Consider the following 15,074-nt stretch of genomic DNA (forward strand, 5'->3'; position numbering starts at 1 on the left):
AGCGAGTGCCATGTGGTTTTCCAATGCAGACACGAAACTGGCGACTGAACTGTCGGCGTTGATTGGCGCGCTGCTGGGAGGGCAGCCCGTGGATCTGGGCGCCATCACCGTCCTGTCCAAGCAGCCGCAATTGCGCCAGGCTTTCGAACAACTGAGGCAGTATTTAACGCGATGCAAGTCAACGCAGGCCGCCCAAATCGAACGCGGTAGCGCCGAGCAAGTGACTGTCTTAGGCTTTCAGTTGGAGCAAAGCAACGGTGAGCAGTTTCGCCTGCAGCAATTACTGACGGATGCTGAGCAGCGGTTGGCAAGCCAACAGGCACGTTTGGTTGAGTGGGAGCAGGAGCATCAAGTCTGGGAGCTGACCCGACAGAACCTCACCGAAGGTTGCTGGGAGCTGCTGGTCATCAACGGCGACCCGGAGCATCCGCAAAGTCAGATGCGCTGGACTGACCAGTTCCTCGCTCTTCTAGGCTACAGCCGCCAGGAGCTTCCGGATGGTTGGGACAGCTACAACCGCATTGCCCATCCCGATGATATCAAGCATGTCATGCGTAATTTTGATGAGCTGATGCGTAGCCGCGACAGCCACTTGGCGTACGTGGTCGAGTACCGTATGCGCCACAAGATTCGTGGCGACATTTGGTTTCGCGAACGCGGCCGTTGCCTGCGTAACGAGCAGGGAGTGCTCCAAAGGGTAATCGGAGCAGTGCGTGATATCAGTGATGAAAAGCAGGCAGAAGCGGCGCGTGATCGGGAGCTAGCAGCCATTCAAGCCACCTACGAGCAGATCGCTCAAGTGGTTGGCGTAATCAAGGCAATCGCTGAGCAAACAAACCTGCTGGCCCTCAATGCGGCAATCGAAGCGGCCCGGGCCGGCGACGTGGGTCGGGGCTTCTCAGTGGTTGCTGACGAGGTGAAGAACCTGGCTCGGCGTACCCGCGATGCCACTCATGAGATCCAGGAGATGCTCAAGAGGCATTGATGGGCGGATACTATTGCGCCCAAGGAGCCTGCGTTCGACATTGTGATTCCGACGCTATTGAGTCTTGGCTGACCAAGTGATTTTGGTTTGAGTGCAAGAAAGGGCCCGGTAGGGCCCTTTCTTGCACGTGTTAATGGGGCGCAATGCGCCTCACACAATTAGAAAATATCAATAGGAAGCTCAGTAATCAGCCGTATCTCGTCAATATCGACGTACCTGTAACCAGTCGTTGCACGATGGGTCGCCTGCCTAAGTCGGAAAGATAATCCGTTAGCGGGGCCAGACTGGATTACGTACCGTATGTCAAAATCCCTTTCCCAGTGCTTGTTGTCTTTGTCAGGGTCGTACACATAGCGCGCGGTGTAAAAAGGGTTATTACTGTGAGAGTTATCCATATTGTCGCCCCTTACATACCGAGCCATCATTGTTAGGCCAGGAATACCGAAGGCGGCGAAATTCAAATCGTAACGTAGTTGCCAGGATCGCTCGTTAGCTTCACTGAACGTAGCATACTGCACCGCGTTTCCGATCGTGACCGTTCCACCCATAGTGCCGAAGCCGATCCAATCCAAGGGCTCGTCGCCGTTGATCTGCTGATGAATTAGGGAAACGGTATGAGCACCGGAAGTGTAGGCGCTGGAGAGTGACCAAGATGTATTGTTTATGGGGCCGGCTAGACTCTTACCATAATTCAGAGTTCTGTACACGTTAATGTCGAAGTTCAGTCTCCTTCCTTGGTCGATAGGATAGGTATATTTAGCGCTTCCGTAATATTGATGCCAGGCATCTTCAAGTTGCCCCGCGTATAGGCTTAAAGATATGCCGTTGTTTTGATATCTTCCACCTATGAAGCTTGCAGAGTCGTATGTAATAGCTTTTCCGTTTCGTTTTAGTGCGTAGTCGGTAGTGAACCGATCATTTTCATTGCTGGAATCAACTCCAGTTTGCCGAGTGAAATGGCCAGATTCTAACGAAAAATTATCAAATTCGTTGACGTTGAGTTGAAGGCCTGTCGCTAAGCTAGGAAATAGTCGAACGGTGTTTACGGCTAGCACTGGCGTCATAGGCATCTGCTGGCCGTATTTCAACGTGCTTTTGGATAATCGTGCCTTTAAAGCTCCACCAGTTCGAGAGTAGGAGTCATCAGGTTTTCCGTCGCTACCATATGGCAGTAGACGCAAACCTGTTGTTCCACCTCCGCTATTCAGCTTAAGACCTAGAGCGCCTTGCGCATCTATGCCGAACCCCAGTAAGCCGGGTGTGAAACCGGACTGATAGTCCAACATGAAACCTTGGGCCCATTCTTCGGCATACCCGTTCCTGTCAGCAGGCGGTTTCGTTGCATTTGTGCCCGCTGAGTTCGAATTGCCGTGGCGGAAATCCCTATAAAAGAAGAAGTTTTTATTTGTGAGTGTGAGCTTTCCGCTATCAATGAGGTGGTTGCTGAGCTGTTGATCCGCCTCAGAAGTTTCTGCAGCGGTCAGGCAAAATGCACCCGTCAAGAATAGAGCGTGACGATACATATTGTGTACCTTCCTTAATTGTTTTTGTGTGGAAAGGTAATGCTGAGATGGTGTTTTTTATTGAGTGCCGTGGATTGTTATAGTTTTGTCCTGTGCTACCTCAAGATGTATTTTCTTCGTGATAGCTCTGATGGAGCAGATCTAAAGTGAGTTGAGCTGGTGTTCAAATTAACTCCTGCATACTAGGTGTGCAGTTAATATATTTAATGAGGGCAGGGTGGCCAAGCGAGTGGTTTTTACACGCAGCCATCGATTAATTTATATTAAAATCATCCTTGTCCTTGGCAGGGCTACCACCAAGGACAGTAAGTAAGGAGCTGATTAAAATGATCGAGGTAGGCCGAGCCAACGCTCTCCGAGCAAGTTCGCGAGCATATCGTCGGTCAACGGGGCGAACGAATACAGGCGAATGTCGCGATAGTAACGTTGCATTGGATACTCGAGGTCGAACCCAGCTCCTCCCATGGTTTCCATTCCTGTTCGCACAGCCTCATTTGCCGCCTTACTCGCAGCGAGCTTGGCGATAGCGCTCGACACTTCAATATTGGCCTGGCCCTGTTCCTCTGCGATCGCCGCCATCTGGGTGGTGAGCCAAGCTTGTTCCAGCGCCACTCCAGCATGCACCAAGCGATGTTGAACGGATTGGAACTGACCGATGGGACGGCCAAACGCCTGTCGGTCTCGAGCATACTCAACTGCGAGCTGTTGAGCGCCGCGGCCGATGCCCGTTGCTACCGCTGCGGCGTTCAGACGCTCTGAATTAAGGGTGCTCAAGACTTGAATGAAGCCTTGGTCGACCTCTCCCAGCACCGCGTCATCGGAGAGAGCCACGTCGTCGAATGCAACGGAACAGGTGTCATAACTATTAATCGCGAAGGTGTTGATTTCAGAGGCCGATACACCAGGAGTAGGCTTGTCGACGAGGAACATCGTCACTCCCCGCGAACGATGCTCACTGGTGCGAGCGAGCACTATCAATAGATCGGCGTGCATTGCACCGCTGATCCAGTATTTGCTGCCGGTCAATCGCCAGCCATTATCGGCACGACGAGCTTTGGTGCGCATCGCTTGAAGAATGTCTGTGCCACCACTTTCCTCTGTCAGGCAAAACGAGGCCTTGATGGCACCTGCGCACAGTTTTGAAAGGTATTTGTCCTGTTGGGCGGGAGTGCCGTACTGACGAAGTAGCCTTGTCGCCATGAACTGAACGACACCAAAAACGGCCATCGATGTGGCCATCCGGCCCAAGGCCTCGAGTGTTAGTACCTGGAGTTTTGGGGTTCCACCAGCGCCCCCAAACTCCTCCTCAATCCCGACTCCCCATACCCCCAGTTCTGCCAAGGCCTTATGTAAACCGAAATCAAACTGCTTCTGGTTATCCATTTTTTGTACATGGTCTACCGGAGAAACACGTTTAACGGTTCCTTCGACAGCTTCGCAATAAAGTCGCTCTTCATCGGACATGGGTAACAGCATTATTCATCTCCTGACTTTTCTTTTTGTAGGTTTTGTAGCCCCAAGTGGCGATGACACCTGGGATGGCAGGTAAGGTGGTGGCTTATTCGGGCTTGCCGACGGTCAGCGCATGTTTCGGCATCATCGTTAGCATGGCGACAGCTGCAACAACCATGATCAAACTGATCGCGTACATACCTGCGTGATCTTTGCCGGTTACCTCGCGAGCCAAGCCGATGATTGATGGCGCAGCAAATCCGCAAAGAGAGCCTAAGGAGCTCACCAATGCGATCCCTGCTGGTGCGCTTTTTCCTTTTAGGTAGGTGGCCGGGATTGCCCAACAAACAATTATCGCCCCGCTGAAGCCAAATGCTGCCCCGCTGAGTAGCGCTATTGACAAGCCCAGAGAGTCGGAGAGTGTCGACAGTGAAAGCATGGCAGCGCCAAAGAGGACACTGATGCAGTAATGAAGGCGTCTTTCCCGACGTAGGTCAGAGCTACGTCCAACGAGAATCATGCCAAGTGCAGCACAACTGAACGGAATCATGGCGTAGAGGGAGATGTGCGTGATGCTGGCTACACCGAGTTTTTGGATCATCGACGGTAGCCAAAAATTGAACGCATAGGTACCGAGGGCGGAGCTGAAATAGAGAAATGCGAGCACGTAGACACGGGGATCTACGAGGGCACTGAAGATTGCTTCACCACTGTGCGCATTGCCAGCTTCGGGATTTTGGGTAGCCTTATCACGAGTCATGAGGTCATGATGCAGTGCTTTTTCCTCTTCACTCAGCCAGGCTGCTTGCTCGGGCCGATCACACAAGAGTACGAAGCAGGCCACACCGATGAAAATGATCGGTAGTGCTTCCAGAAGAAATAGCCAGCGCCAACCAGCCATGCCAGCGACACCGTTCATTCCTTCCATGATCAGGCCTGAAATCGGGCCGCCCAGGATAGGCGCAACGAGAGTCGCAAGAAGCAGGGTGCCGGTTACCCGACCGCGTAGATAGCTGGGAAACCAAAAACTGAGATAGAGGATGACTCCAGGGAAGAAGCCAGCCTCGAAGATCCCAAGAAGCAGTCGTATCAGGTAGAGCTGTTGGGCCGTTGAAACCAACATCGTGGCAGCAGAAGCAAGACCCCAAAGAACCATGATTCGGGTCATGGTCTTGCGAGCGCCAATCTTGTCCAGCAGCAAATTACTGGGGATCTCAAACAGGGCATAACCAATAAAAAACACACCGGCGGCAAGCCCGTATTGGCTTTCCGTGATACCAAGATCCGGTAGCATTTGAAGCTTCGCATAACCGATGTTGACCCGATCGAGGAAGGCGAATACATACGCCACAAATATCAAGGGTAGAACGCGCAATGCTATTTTCTTGAACAGGATTCTGTTAGTGCTGGATGCGTCTGCGAGGCTCCAGTTGGAAGCATCTATCGTCGATTTCATGGTGAGTCCAGTTTTGTTATTGTGCGGACTTCGAATGAAAGGCGCGCGTGGACGCCTTTCACCATTTAGGGTTACTCAGCTTTAATGGAGTTTCTCAGTATTCCAATTCCCTCGACTTCTACTTCAATGACATCTCCAGATTGCATCCACAATGGAGGGGTTCTGAATGCGCCTACGCCGCCCGGTGTTCCAGTAGCAATTACGTCTCCTGGGAGCAGTTCTGTGAATGTAGAGATGTACTCAATCAGATCCGGGATTTTGAAGAGCAGGTCGTCAATCCCTTCACGTTGAACGACCTCCCCGTTCAGTCGCGTTTCGAGCACGAGAGCATCGACGTTGGCGATTTCATCCTGTGTGACTATCCACGGCCCAAAACTACCGCTGCCTACAAAATTCTTGCCGGCAGTGAATTGCAGAGTGTGGCGTTGCCAGTCACGAATCGACCCGTCGTTGAATAGGCTGTAGCCTGCAACATGGGACATGGCATTGTGTTTTGAGATATGCCTTCCAGGTTTGCCTATCACCACAGCCAACTCGCCTTCGAAGTCGAAGTTAGTAGACGTTCTCGGCAAGATCATTGGTCGTTCATGACCGACCTGAGCACTTGCGAAACGGGTGAACAGCGTTGGATGCTTCGGCGTTTCCCGACCTGTCTCAATAATGTGCTTCAGGTAGTTGAGACCCACGCACAGCACTTTGTCTGGATTGGGTATCACCGGCAGCCATTCGACTTCTTGAGTGCTCAGCCGCGGCGCGATGGTGAGCTTGGCGAGATCTGCCAAGCCGTCATCGGACGCTAGAACGGAGCGTAAATCGACATATTTGTGATCCAACACGGCGCCGGCGTCCAATACAGTATCGCCATCAACGACACCATATGACCGGCGTCCATCGTGGATGAAGGATGCAATCTTCATGTGTAGTCTCTCTGGCTCACTCGAGGATGATCAGGACATGGCCATCGTCGACATTGTCGTTCTCGGCCACTTTGATTTCTTTGACTATGCCAGCGTCGTCCGCTTCAACTGGAATCTCCATTTTCATGGACTCCATGATGATTACCTCGTCACCGAAATTGATCTCCTGGCCGACCTGGACGTTGATCTTCCAAATGTTGCCGGCCATAGGCGCTTTGATTTCGCTCATCAGTCTCTCCTTTCTTGTTTTATGGCGTTAAACCGGGTAGATCCCGTTGCGGCGATCGATGCGGGGAATCACGCGACGGCTGTAAAGCGTGAAGCGTTGAATCAGCTCCTCGCGAAGTTCGTCGGGGTCTACCACAGCCTCGAAGGAGAACTGGTCTGCTGGGTCGAAAGCGTTGATGTCCTTGGAGTACTCTTTTTGTTTCTCGTCGATAAAGGCGGCACGGGCCTCACCCTCGAGGGTTTGGATTTCATTGAAGTGGATAGCGTTGATCGCGGCGTCTGGGCCCATCAGGGCGGGCATTGCACCTGGAAGGGCAAGTTGCGCATCTGGCTGTGTTGGAGCACCCGACATACCCAGGTAACCGCCGCCATAGCCTTTGCGTACCATCACGGAGATACGTGGAACCTTCGCTTCGCAGACTGCATGCAGGAGCTTGGCGCCATGACGAATAATCCCTGCTTTCTCTACAGCGCTGCCGATCATGTAGCCGCTGATATCCTGAAGGAACAGCAATGGAATATTGAAGGCGTTGCAGGCCCAGATAAAGCGGGTTGCCTTGTCGGCACTGTCGTTGAACAGCACACCGCCTTTGTTCTTTGAGTTGTTTGCTACGATCCCGACTGGACGGCCACCGAGATAGGCGAAAGCGGTGTAAGCCTCTTTGGCGAAAAGTGCCTTCACTTCAAAGATAGAACCCTCATCGACAAGAGCTTCGACGAGCTCTTTTACATCGAACGGACGGTTTTGGTCGGCCGGAACAATCTCAGTGAGGGAGCGCTTGGAGCCGGGCATCTTCGACTCCCGAAGAGGAGGCAACTGACTGTTGTGGCTCGGGAAGAATCGTAGGTAGTCGGCGGCAGCTTTCAGCGCTTCCTCTTCAGTTTGTGCCAAGTAGTCGCCCAGACCGCTCACGGCGCAATGCATGCGGGCACCGCCCATTTGCTCTTCCGTGACTTTCTCACCGATCGCCATTTCGGCGAGTCTAGGTGAGCCGAGATAGGCAGTCGCTTTCTTGTCTACCATGATGACCAAGTCACACAGGGCAGGGACATAGGCTGAGCCTGCAGGAGACGGGCCGAACATGACGCAGACCTGCGGGACAACTCCAGAAATCTGCACTTGGGTATAGAAGATATTCCCCCAGGCGATGCGTCCCAAATAGCAGTCGAACTGGCTATCGATTCGAGCACCCGCACTGTCGACCAGATAGATGATCGGCATCTTGGCTTCGACGGCAATCTCTTGCATTCGCACTATTTTGCGGAAAGTGTGGTAACCCCAGGTGCCTGCTTTGATAGTCATGTCGTTGGCGATGACGGCGACTTCCTGGCCGTTGATCTTGCCTATTGCGGTGACCACTGCGTCACCTGGCATCCCGCGGGATGCGCCTACCAGAAGTCCGTCTTCGAGATACTTGCCGTCGTCAAAGAGGATAGCGAGGCGATCACGTACCAGGAGTTTGCCTTGAGCCTGGTGCTTTTCTTTTGCTTTCTCTGAGCCACCAGCACGTGCAATTTCTGCACGACGTTGCAGTTCTTTCACGTTCTCGTAACCGCTCATGCTTTCACCTCTTTCTTAGCAAAAAATTTCTCGATACCGCGACGAAGTTCATCCGAGCACATGAAGGCAGGGCGTAAGCCTCGCGCTAGCTCCAGTCCTTCGGTGACTCCCACGGATGAGATTTTGTGGAATGCGTGTTTACCGCGACGGACGGTGGCTGGTTCCAACGCTGTGAAACTCTTAACCATCTGCTCTACGAAGCCGTCTATCTCGTCGATCGAAGTGACCCTGTTTACCAGGCCCATGCGCGAGGCCTCCTGGGCGTCGATGGTGCGACCCGTCAAGGCCAGGTCTAGGGCGTGGCGCTCGCCCAAGCGATTCACTAGGGCGGGCAGGATGAAGAGTGGGAAAAGGCCGATTTTTATCTCGGGGGATCCGAATGTGGCGTCATCGCTGCAATAGGCGAAATCGCAAGCTGCAACAAGGCCACAAGCGCCGGCCATTGCAGGCCCAACCACTCGTGCAATCACAGGTTTGCTCAGTGTGGGAATTACGCTGAAGAGGCGCTGCCACGATTCGCCGGTTTCCCACAATTGAGTACCACCGGCATCTACCGTGGAAAGGAACTCATCAAGGTCGCCTCCAGAAGAGAAGCAGTTCCCGTCGCCGGTAATCACGATCGCGCGAATTTCTTCTTCACGATCCAGCATCAGCAGGGTTTCGACGAGTTCGCCAGCAGTCACGGTGGCAATGGCGTTGCGCTTGGCAGAGTTGCTGATAGTGATCGTTGCGCAAGGGCCTCGGCGCTGGACAAGAAGCTGCGTGGTACTCAAGGGGATCTCCTTTTTTGTTTTACTAACCGTTGTTAGTTTACGAGAATATAGCTAGGCTTTGTTTGCAGCACAAGCCTGGTCGATATTTTTCGTTGTTCGCTAGGGTGGCCCCACAACAATTGGGTTGCAGCCGGCGAATGGTGGCGGGACTTATGACTTACAACTGTTAGTTTTAGGAGAAGATCGTGACAGAACAAAAACTACTAATCGCGAATCGCGGCGAGATCGCGTGCCGGGTTATTCGCTCGGCCAAGGCGCTCGGCATTCCCACCGTTGCTGTCTATTCCGAGGCGGATGCCGAGGCACAACATGTCAAAGCCGCTGATGAGGCATTCTTGATTGGCCCGGCCAAGGCGGCTGAAAGCTATCTGGATGCCGAGAAAGTGCTGAATGTGGCCAAGGAGAATGGCGTAACACTGGTGCATCCAGGCTATGGATTCCTTTCGGAAAATACCGATTTTTCCGATGCATGTGCGGCTGCCGGTATTACCTTTATTGGCCCTACAGCCGAAGTAATCAAGGCGATGGGTGACAAGCAGCGCTCGCGCCACTTGGCTATCAAAGCAGGTGTTCCGGTTCAGCCTGCCGCTGAAAACGTATCCGCCGAAGATCCTGAGGCGCTACTGAAGGCTGCCGAGGCTGTCGGCTATCCGTTGCTGGTGAAGGCTTCTGCGGGAGGGGGAGGGATCGGTCTGAAACCTGTTCATTCGCCAGGCGAGTTGGTAGAAGCAGTGGCTGGTACTCAGCGTATGGCTGAGCGTGCATTCGGCGATGGCACTGTGTTTCTGGAGAAGCTGATCGAAAGCGCTCGGCACATCGAAGTGCAGGTTTTTGGCTTTGGCAATGGCGAGGCCGTGCATCTATTTGAGCGTGACTGCTCCATTCAGCGTCGCTACCAAAAGGTTCTGGAGGAGTCGCCCGCTCCCAATGTTCCTCAGGAAGTATTGGCTCATATGGCTAGCGCGGCGGTTAACCTTGCCAGGCTCTGCCGTTATGACGGCGCTGGCACCGTCGAATTCTTGTATGACGAAAAGTCCCAGTCTTATTTTTTCCTCGAGATGAACACTCGCATTCAGGTCGAACACCCTGTGACAGAGGCCATAACGGGCGTCGACCTGGTCAAAGCGCAAATTCGTCATGCCCTTGGTGAGAACGTCGAGGGCGAGCTAACTCAACAGTCAATTCAGCGTAATGGGCACGCTATCGAAGCGCGTCTTTATGCCGAATCACCTGAAAAGAAATTCATGCCTGCTCCCGGCCTGATCGAAGAGCTCGAGCTGCCGCGGGTCAAGGGCGTTCGGATCGACACTGGTTTCATCGCTGGCGATCGAATCACACCGTTCTATGACCCGATGATCATGAAAATCATCGCTCACGGTAAGGATCGTGCCGAAGCAGTCGTTCGCCTTGAAAAAGCCCTGACCGAATTGAAAATCTCCGGTCTCAAGACGAATCGACAGTTTTTGCTTCGCGTCTTGGCAGAGCCTGCTTATTTGGATGCCAGCGTAAATACGCGCTTCATCGACCAGCACAGCGAAAGTCTTTTTGCTCTCGCTCAGCCTGTTTAAGGGAGACTGAACCATGGCTGTCACTACTCCGAACGTACCGGGAATCGACGCTCTTGCAGAGCTTGCTTCGCGCTATATCAGTGTTGAGTCTCTTCCGTGGAAGGCCACTCCAACCCCCGGTATCGACATGAAGATACTCATGCAAGACAAGGAGAGTGGGTTGCTAACGGCGCTGTTTCGCTGGGCGCCGGGTACCCGTTTGCCGCTGCATGAGCATGTAGAAGTCGAGCAGACCTATGTGCTCGAAGGCAGCATCGTGGATGACGAAGGTGAAGTGGCGGCGGGGGATTTTGTGTGGCGCCCCCGTGGCAACCAGCACCTGGCTCGATCCCCTAATGGCGCACTGGTGCTTTCTTTCTTCCTTCGCCCGAACAAGTTCCTGGAAGGCGAACACGCAGGCCAGAATCTGGAGTAATGAAATGAGTGATCTTCCAAAGCAAATCTGGATCAACGAAGAGGGGCCGCGAGAGGGCTTCCAGATCGAGCCGACCCCTATTGCTCTTTCGCGCAAGACTCAATTGATCGAGGCCTTGGCTGAGACAGGCCTGAAGCAAATCGACTGCGTGTCTTTCGTAAATCCCAAACGTGTTCCAGGTATGGCGGATGCTGACGAGTTGGCCGCCGCGATCAAGAAGAAGGATGGTGTGCGTTACACCGGCTTGTGGCTGAATCAACAAGGGCTTGAGCGAGCCTACAAGTCGCAGTTGGACATCATTGGGGCTATTCGCGTGACGGCTTCAGAAGCCTTCTCGGTCAACAACACCAACAAGGATATCGAGCAGACGCTCGATGAACAAAGGGCTTGGCTCAAGTCGTATGCGGAGCACAACATACCCGTTGAATGGGGTTATGTGATGACGGCATTCGGGTGCAACTACGAGGGATACATGCCTATTCCTCAAGTGGTCAGAATGGTCGGGGAGGTTCTGAAGCTCGCGGCTGAGGCCGATGTTCAGTTGAAAGGCGTCTACCTCGCGGATACGGTTGGTTGGGCCAATCCGCTCATGATGGAGAGAACAATTGGGGCTGTGCGCGAGCGTTGGCCTGACCTGCCGCTCGGTTTGCATTTGCACGACACACGGGGTACGGGCTTGGCGAATGTCTATGCGGCACTCAAGCTTGGCGTGGCTAAATTTGATAGCTCGTGCGCTGGTCTGGGAGGCTGCCCATTCGCGGGGCATCGCGGTGCGGCCGGCAACATCTGTACCGAGGATCTCGTCTTCATGAGTCATGAGATGGGGATTGAGACCGGAGTAGACCTCGATAAGCTTATTGAGGTCGCCTATCTGGCGGAGGATGTCTTCGGGCGCCAATTGCCGGGTAAAGTGATGCATGGCGGAAGCCTCGCCAGATACAAGAAGTCGTAATGCACGAACTGTAACGAAAAACCCCACCTGATCAGGTGGGGTTTTTGTTTTCAGGTGTGCTGGAATCCCACCATACGTAACGAAAGCTCTATGTGCTGCTTTTCCAGCTCCTCAAGCCCCAGTCTGCCCATGGGCTGATACCAAGTACAGATACCGGTCAACATCGAGATCAAGGCCTTTGTTGTGAGATTACAGTCAGACACATTGAAAATACCCTCCTTCACCCCGTCTTCGACTATCTGGCGAACCCGTCGCTCATATTCTGAACGGAGCCGGGCCACCATGCGGTAGTTTTCCTCGTCGAGACTGCGAAGCTCCATGTTGCCGATAAAAACCTCCTTGCGGCGCTCGGTGTGGAAATGCAGATGAACACCGATCATGGCTTCAAAGCGCCGATAGGTGGTGGGCTGGAAATCCACCTTTTCAGTGAATTCCATCAGCAGGTCGCGCATAACGGTCTTGAGAACGGTCGCCAGGAACTCCTGCTTGTTGCTGAAGTAGTTGTAGAGAGAGGCAGCTTTAATGCCCACTTTCTCTGCAAGATCTCTCAGTGTCATCGCTTCATAGCCATATTTGGCAATGAGCTCCACCCCGGCGGTATGAATGGCTTGTTCGGTGACTTCTCGTTTCGCGCCTACGGGTCGCATCAGTTAAGTGTCTCAATATGGAGGAGGGGATGGCTCAACGGGTCAGGTAGCCGCCATCCACAGGAATCATCGCGCCAGTAATATAGCTTGCTAGCGGTGAGGTCAGGAATACTGCTGGCCCGATCAGTTCGTGCGGCTCACCTGTGCGGCCCATTGGAACGTGGCTTAGAAAAGCTTCAAGCTTGCTGGAGTCCTGGCGAGTAGCCTCCGACATTGCCGTGGGGAACGATCCAGGTGCGAGCCCGTTTACTCGAATGCCATCTACGGCCAGCTCAGAAGCTAATGCTTTGGTAAACTGCAATACGGCACCTTTTGAGGTGACGTAGCTCGACAGCGATGCCAGGCCCGAGGTGAAGCTGTGAATCGATCCAATATTGAGAATCGAGCCTTTCGTTTCTTTCAAATGAGGTAAAAAGGCGTGCGTGGTGTTGAACATACCGGTCACGTTCACCGCAAGGGTGCGACGCCATTGCTCCGGGCTTTTCTCGCTGGAAAATGGCTCACGGAACAACAAGCCGGCATTGTTGACCAGAGCTGTGATATTCCCTACTTCGTTTCTGACGACATCCGCGAGTGTGCGGCATGCCTCTTCGTCACAAATGTCCAGAGAGTAGGCAAGCGCTTTTCCGCCTCCGGCAATGATGCTTTCTGCGGTTGCGCAGGCCGTTTGCTGGTCAATGTCAGTGACAACCACTGTCGCGCCGGCAGCCGCAAAACCCTGTGCAAGGGAGGCACCGTTTCCTCGTCCACCGCCGGTAATCAGCACGATTGCATTGTCGAGGCGCAGAGATAGGTTAATCATGAAGGATCCTCTTATTTTTACTATTGGAAACTAACGTCTGTTATTTTTAGCTTCTTTAGCGATTATTACAAGCGAGGTCGTGCATTTATAGGCGATCTGCTGGGTTTGATCGTGAACTTTCGATCTATTTTTGGATCGGTTAGGCGTAAAAAATCATCAATCAACCCTCTTGCAAACTAACGAATGTTAGTTATTCTGATCAGCCAGAGAGCTCGAATGGTTCGTGGAGAGCTGCGTGCCTGGGGCTTCAAAATAATTACAAGAGGAGTTTTCATGTCTAGCCGAATGCTGCTGGGTGGTCATATCACCCACAACGCCAAACGCTTTCCTGACAAGGTGGCCTTGATCGATAACGCTGGTCGCACGACCTACGCCGAATTCGAAGCTGGAGCGAATCAGATAGGCCATGCACTTATTGCTGCAGGTGTCGGGCACGGCGACAAGGTGGCTTTTCTGGCCTGTTCGAGTCGCCAGTGGGTGGAGGCGTTCTATGGTGTCGTGAAAATCGGTGCCATCGCCGTTCCACTCAACTACCGGGAGACCCCCGAACAGATCGCGATGATGCTCGAGGACTGCGGAGCGAAGGTGCTGTTTGTGTCGAGCCATCATGTAGAGGCTTTTGGCGCTCTCTTCGATGGCTTGAGCTTCCCTGTGGTAATGCTCGAATCCTTGCATTCGTTCAAAGACGCCAGTAGCGCACTGGTGCACTGCGACGCTGCACTGAGTGAGCACGATCCTGCAGTCATCCTTTACACCGGCGGTACCACGGGGCGTTCTAAGGGGGTGTTACTGACACACTCGAATCTGTTCTGGAATAGCCTGAACGAAATCATCGATACCGACATGTGCGAGGGCGATAACACGCTCATTGCCACGCCCTTGCATCACTCCGCTGCACTGAACTGCTGGTTGCTTCCACACCTGTATCTCGGTGCAACAGCAACTCTGCTTGAAAAGTACGCGACTGAAGATGTGCTCCGAGTGATCGCGAAGGAGAGGGTGACCAACACCTTTATGCCGCCGTCGCTCGCGCGCGAATTCGTGCTTCATCCGCTGGCAAATGAGCTCGATGTCAGCTCCATGACTCGATGGTATGTAGGCAGCGGGATTCTGACTGCAAACGATCGAAGCGCGATGAAAGCCTGCATTCCTGGCGTGAAGATTTTCTACCAGTACGGGCTAACCGAAGCCGGCCCGATTGCTACGGTTCTCAAGGAAGAAGATTACGAGCGCGCCCGTGATTCGATTGGTCGTGCATTCCAGAACATCGAAGTGGCCATTATGGATGATCAAGGCAACATGGCGCCTGCGGGTGAGATAGGTGAAATCGTCCTGCGTGGGCCGACCATCATGCTCGGTTACCACAATCGTCCAGATGCGACCAGTGATGCCATTGACGAAAAAGGTTGGCTGCACACTGGAGACCTGGCTCACATGGACTCGAACGGTTTTGTGTATTTCTACGACCGTCTCAAAGACATGATCAAGACTGGTGGGTTAAACGTCTACTCCCAAGAAGTGGAAGCCGTACTTTCCAAGCACAAGCATGTGCGCGAGGTCGCGGTCATTGGATTGAGCAATGAGCGTTGGGGGGAGGAGGTTACTGCCATCGTCGTTTTGCATGATGGCGTCGAAAGCAGCAGTGAAGTCCTTGTAGGACATGCGCGTGAGCATCTGGCCAGCTATCAACTGCCTAAACGGGTGGAATTCATCGCTTATGAAGAAATGCCGTTCAACCACAACGGGAAGATTCTTAAGCGCGAACTTCGTAAACGTTTCGAGCCCCAGAACTGAG

14 protein-coding genes are annotated in these 15,074 nt (G+C 53.2%); 5 read left to right on the top strand and 9 right to left on the bottom strand.

Annotated elements, in window-relative coordinates:
- Nucleotides 1-10: 10 nt before the first annotated feature.
- The gene (locus tag ACIO0C_RS02760; RefSeq protein WP_401307480.1) at nucleotides 11-985 is read left to right on the top strand and encodes a methyl-accepting chemotaxis protein; all 975 of its coding nucleotides are present in this window, start codon (nucleotides 11-13) and stop codon (nucleotides 983-985) included.
- A gap of 158 nt (nucleotides 986-1,143) precedes the next feature.
- On the opposite strand, the gene ACIO0C_RS02765 is transcribed toward ACIO0C_RS02760, so the two are convergent.
- From ACIO0C_RS02765 to ACIO0C_RS02795, 7 genes are all read right to left on the bottom strand, one after another.
- The gene (locus tag ACIO0C_RS02765; protein WP_401307483.1) at nucleotides 1,144-2,508 is read right to left on the bottom strand and encodes an OprD family porin; all 1,365 of its coding nucleotides are present in this window, start codon (nucleotides 2,506-2,508) and stop codon (nucleotides 1,144-1,146) included.
- A 321-nt stretch (nucleotides 2,509-2,829) separates the two neighbouring features.
- Nucleotides 2,830-3,984, bottom strand: coding sequence for an acyl-CoA dehydrogenase family protein (locus tag ACIO0C_RS02770; protein ID WP_401307486.1), 1,155 nt, complete (start codon nucleotides 3,982-3,984; stop codon nucleotides 2,830-2,832).
- An 82-nt stretch (nucleotides 3,985-4,066) separates the two neighbouring features.
- Nucleotides 4,067-5,416 (bottom strand): MFS transporter, encoded by a 1,350-nt coding sequence (locus ACIO0C_RS02775; protein ID WP_401307489.1) that lies wholly within the window; start codon nucleotides 5,414-5,416, stop codon nucleotides 4,067-4,069.
- 71 nt (nucleotides 5,417-5,487) lie between these two features.
- Entirely contained in the window at nucleotides 5,488-6,333 is an 846-nt protein-coding gene (locus ACIO0C_RS02780; RefSeq protein WP_401307492.1) for a fumarylacetoacetate hydrolase family protein, read from the bottom strand.
- A 16-nt stretch (nucleotides 6,334-6,349) separates the two neighbouring features.
- The gene (locus ACIO0C_RS02785) at nucleotides 6,350-6,562 is read right to left on the bottom strand and encodes an acetyl-CoA carboxylase biotin carboxyl carrier protein subunit (RefSeq protein WP_122854836.1); all 213 of its coding nucleotides are present in this window, start codon (nucleotides 6,560-6,562) and stop codon (nucleotides 6,350-6,352) included.
- Between the two features lie 27 nt (nucleotides 6,563-6,589).
- Nucleotides 6,590-8,122 (bottom strand): acyl-CoA carboxylase subunit beta, encoded by a 1,533-nt coding sequence (locus ACIO0C_RS02790; protein ID WP_401307494.1) that lies wholly within the window; start codon nucleotides 8,120-8,122, stop codon nucleotides 6,590-6,592.
- On the bottom strand, nucleotides 8,119-8,895 hold the full coding sequence (locus tag ACIO0C_RS02795) for an enoyl-CoA hydratase/isomerase family protein (RefSeq protein WP_401307497.1): 777 nt from the start codon (nucleotides 8,893-8,895) through the stop codon (nucleotides 8,119-8,121). Before ACIO0C_RS02795 ends, ACIO0C_RS02790 begins: the two co-directional genes overlap by 4 nt.
- Before the next feature lie 185 nt (nucleotides 8,896-9,080).
- Here ACIO0C_RS02795 and ACIO0C_RS02800 point away from each other — a divergent pair, with 185 nt between their 5' ends.
- From ACIO0C_RS02800 to ACIO0C_RS02810, 3 genes are read left to right on the top strand one after another with little or no spacing between them, the layout of a single operon-like run.
- On the top strand, nucleotides 9,081-10,463 hold the full coding sequence (locus ACIO0C_RS02800) for an acetyl/propionyl/methylcrotonyl-CoA carboxylase subunit alpha (protein ID WP_401307499.1): 1,383 nt from the start codon (nucleotides 9,081-9,083) through the stop codon (nucleotides 10,461-10,463).
- A 13-nt stretch (nucleotides 10,464-10,476) separates the two neighbouring features.
- Complete coding sequence (locus tag ACIO0C_RS02805; RefSeq protein WP_401307502.1) at nucleotides 10,477-10,878, top strand: cupin domain-containing protein; 402 nt, start codon at nucleotides 10,477-10,479, stop codon at nucleotides 10,876-10,878.
- Nucleotides 10,879-10,882: 4 nt separating this feature from the next.
- Nucleotides 10,883-11,830, top strand: coding sequence for a hydroxymethylglutaryl-CoA lyase (locus ACIO0C_RS02810; RefSeq protein ID WP_401307505.1), 948 nt, complete (start codon nucleotides 10,883-10,885; stop codon nucleotides 11,828-11,830).
- A 50-nt stretch (nucleotides 11,831-11,880) separates the two neighbouring features.
- Here ACIO0C_RS02810 and ACIO0C_RS02815 read toward each other — a convergent pair whose 3' ends face one another.
- On the bottom strand, nucleotides 11,881-12,477 hold the full coding sequence (locus ACIO0C_RS02815; RefSeq protein WP_401307508.1) for a TetR/AcrR family transcriptional regulator: 597 nt from the start codon (nucleotides 12,475-12,477) through the stop codon (nucleotides 11,881-11,883).
- Between the two features lie 34 nt (nucleotides 12,478-12,511).
- Entirely contained in the window at nucleotides 12,512-13,279 is a 768-nt protein-coding gene (locus ACIO0C_RS02820) for an SDR family NAD(P)-dependent oxidoreductase (protein ID WP_401307511.1), read from the bottom strand.
- A gap of 273 nt (nucleotides 13,280-13,552) precedes the next feature.
- On the opposite strand from ACIO0C_RS02820, the gene ACIO0C_RS02825 reads away from it, so the two are divergent.
- On the top strand, nucleotides 13,553-15,073 hold the full coding sequence (locus tag ACIO0C_RS02825; RefSeq protein WP_401307514.1) for a class I adenylate-forming enzyme family protein: 1,521 nt from the start codon (nucleotides 13,553-13,555) through the stop codon (nucleotides 15,071-15,073).
- Nucleotide 15,074: the final 1 nt, after the last annotated feature.

Origin of the sequence: Pseudomonas sp. NPDC087336, from assembly GCF_044744285.1 — a bacterium.
Classification (GTDB): domain Bacteria; phylum Pseudomonadota; class Gammaproteobacteria; order Pseudomonadales; family Pseudomonadaceae; genus Aquipseudomonas.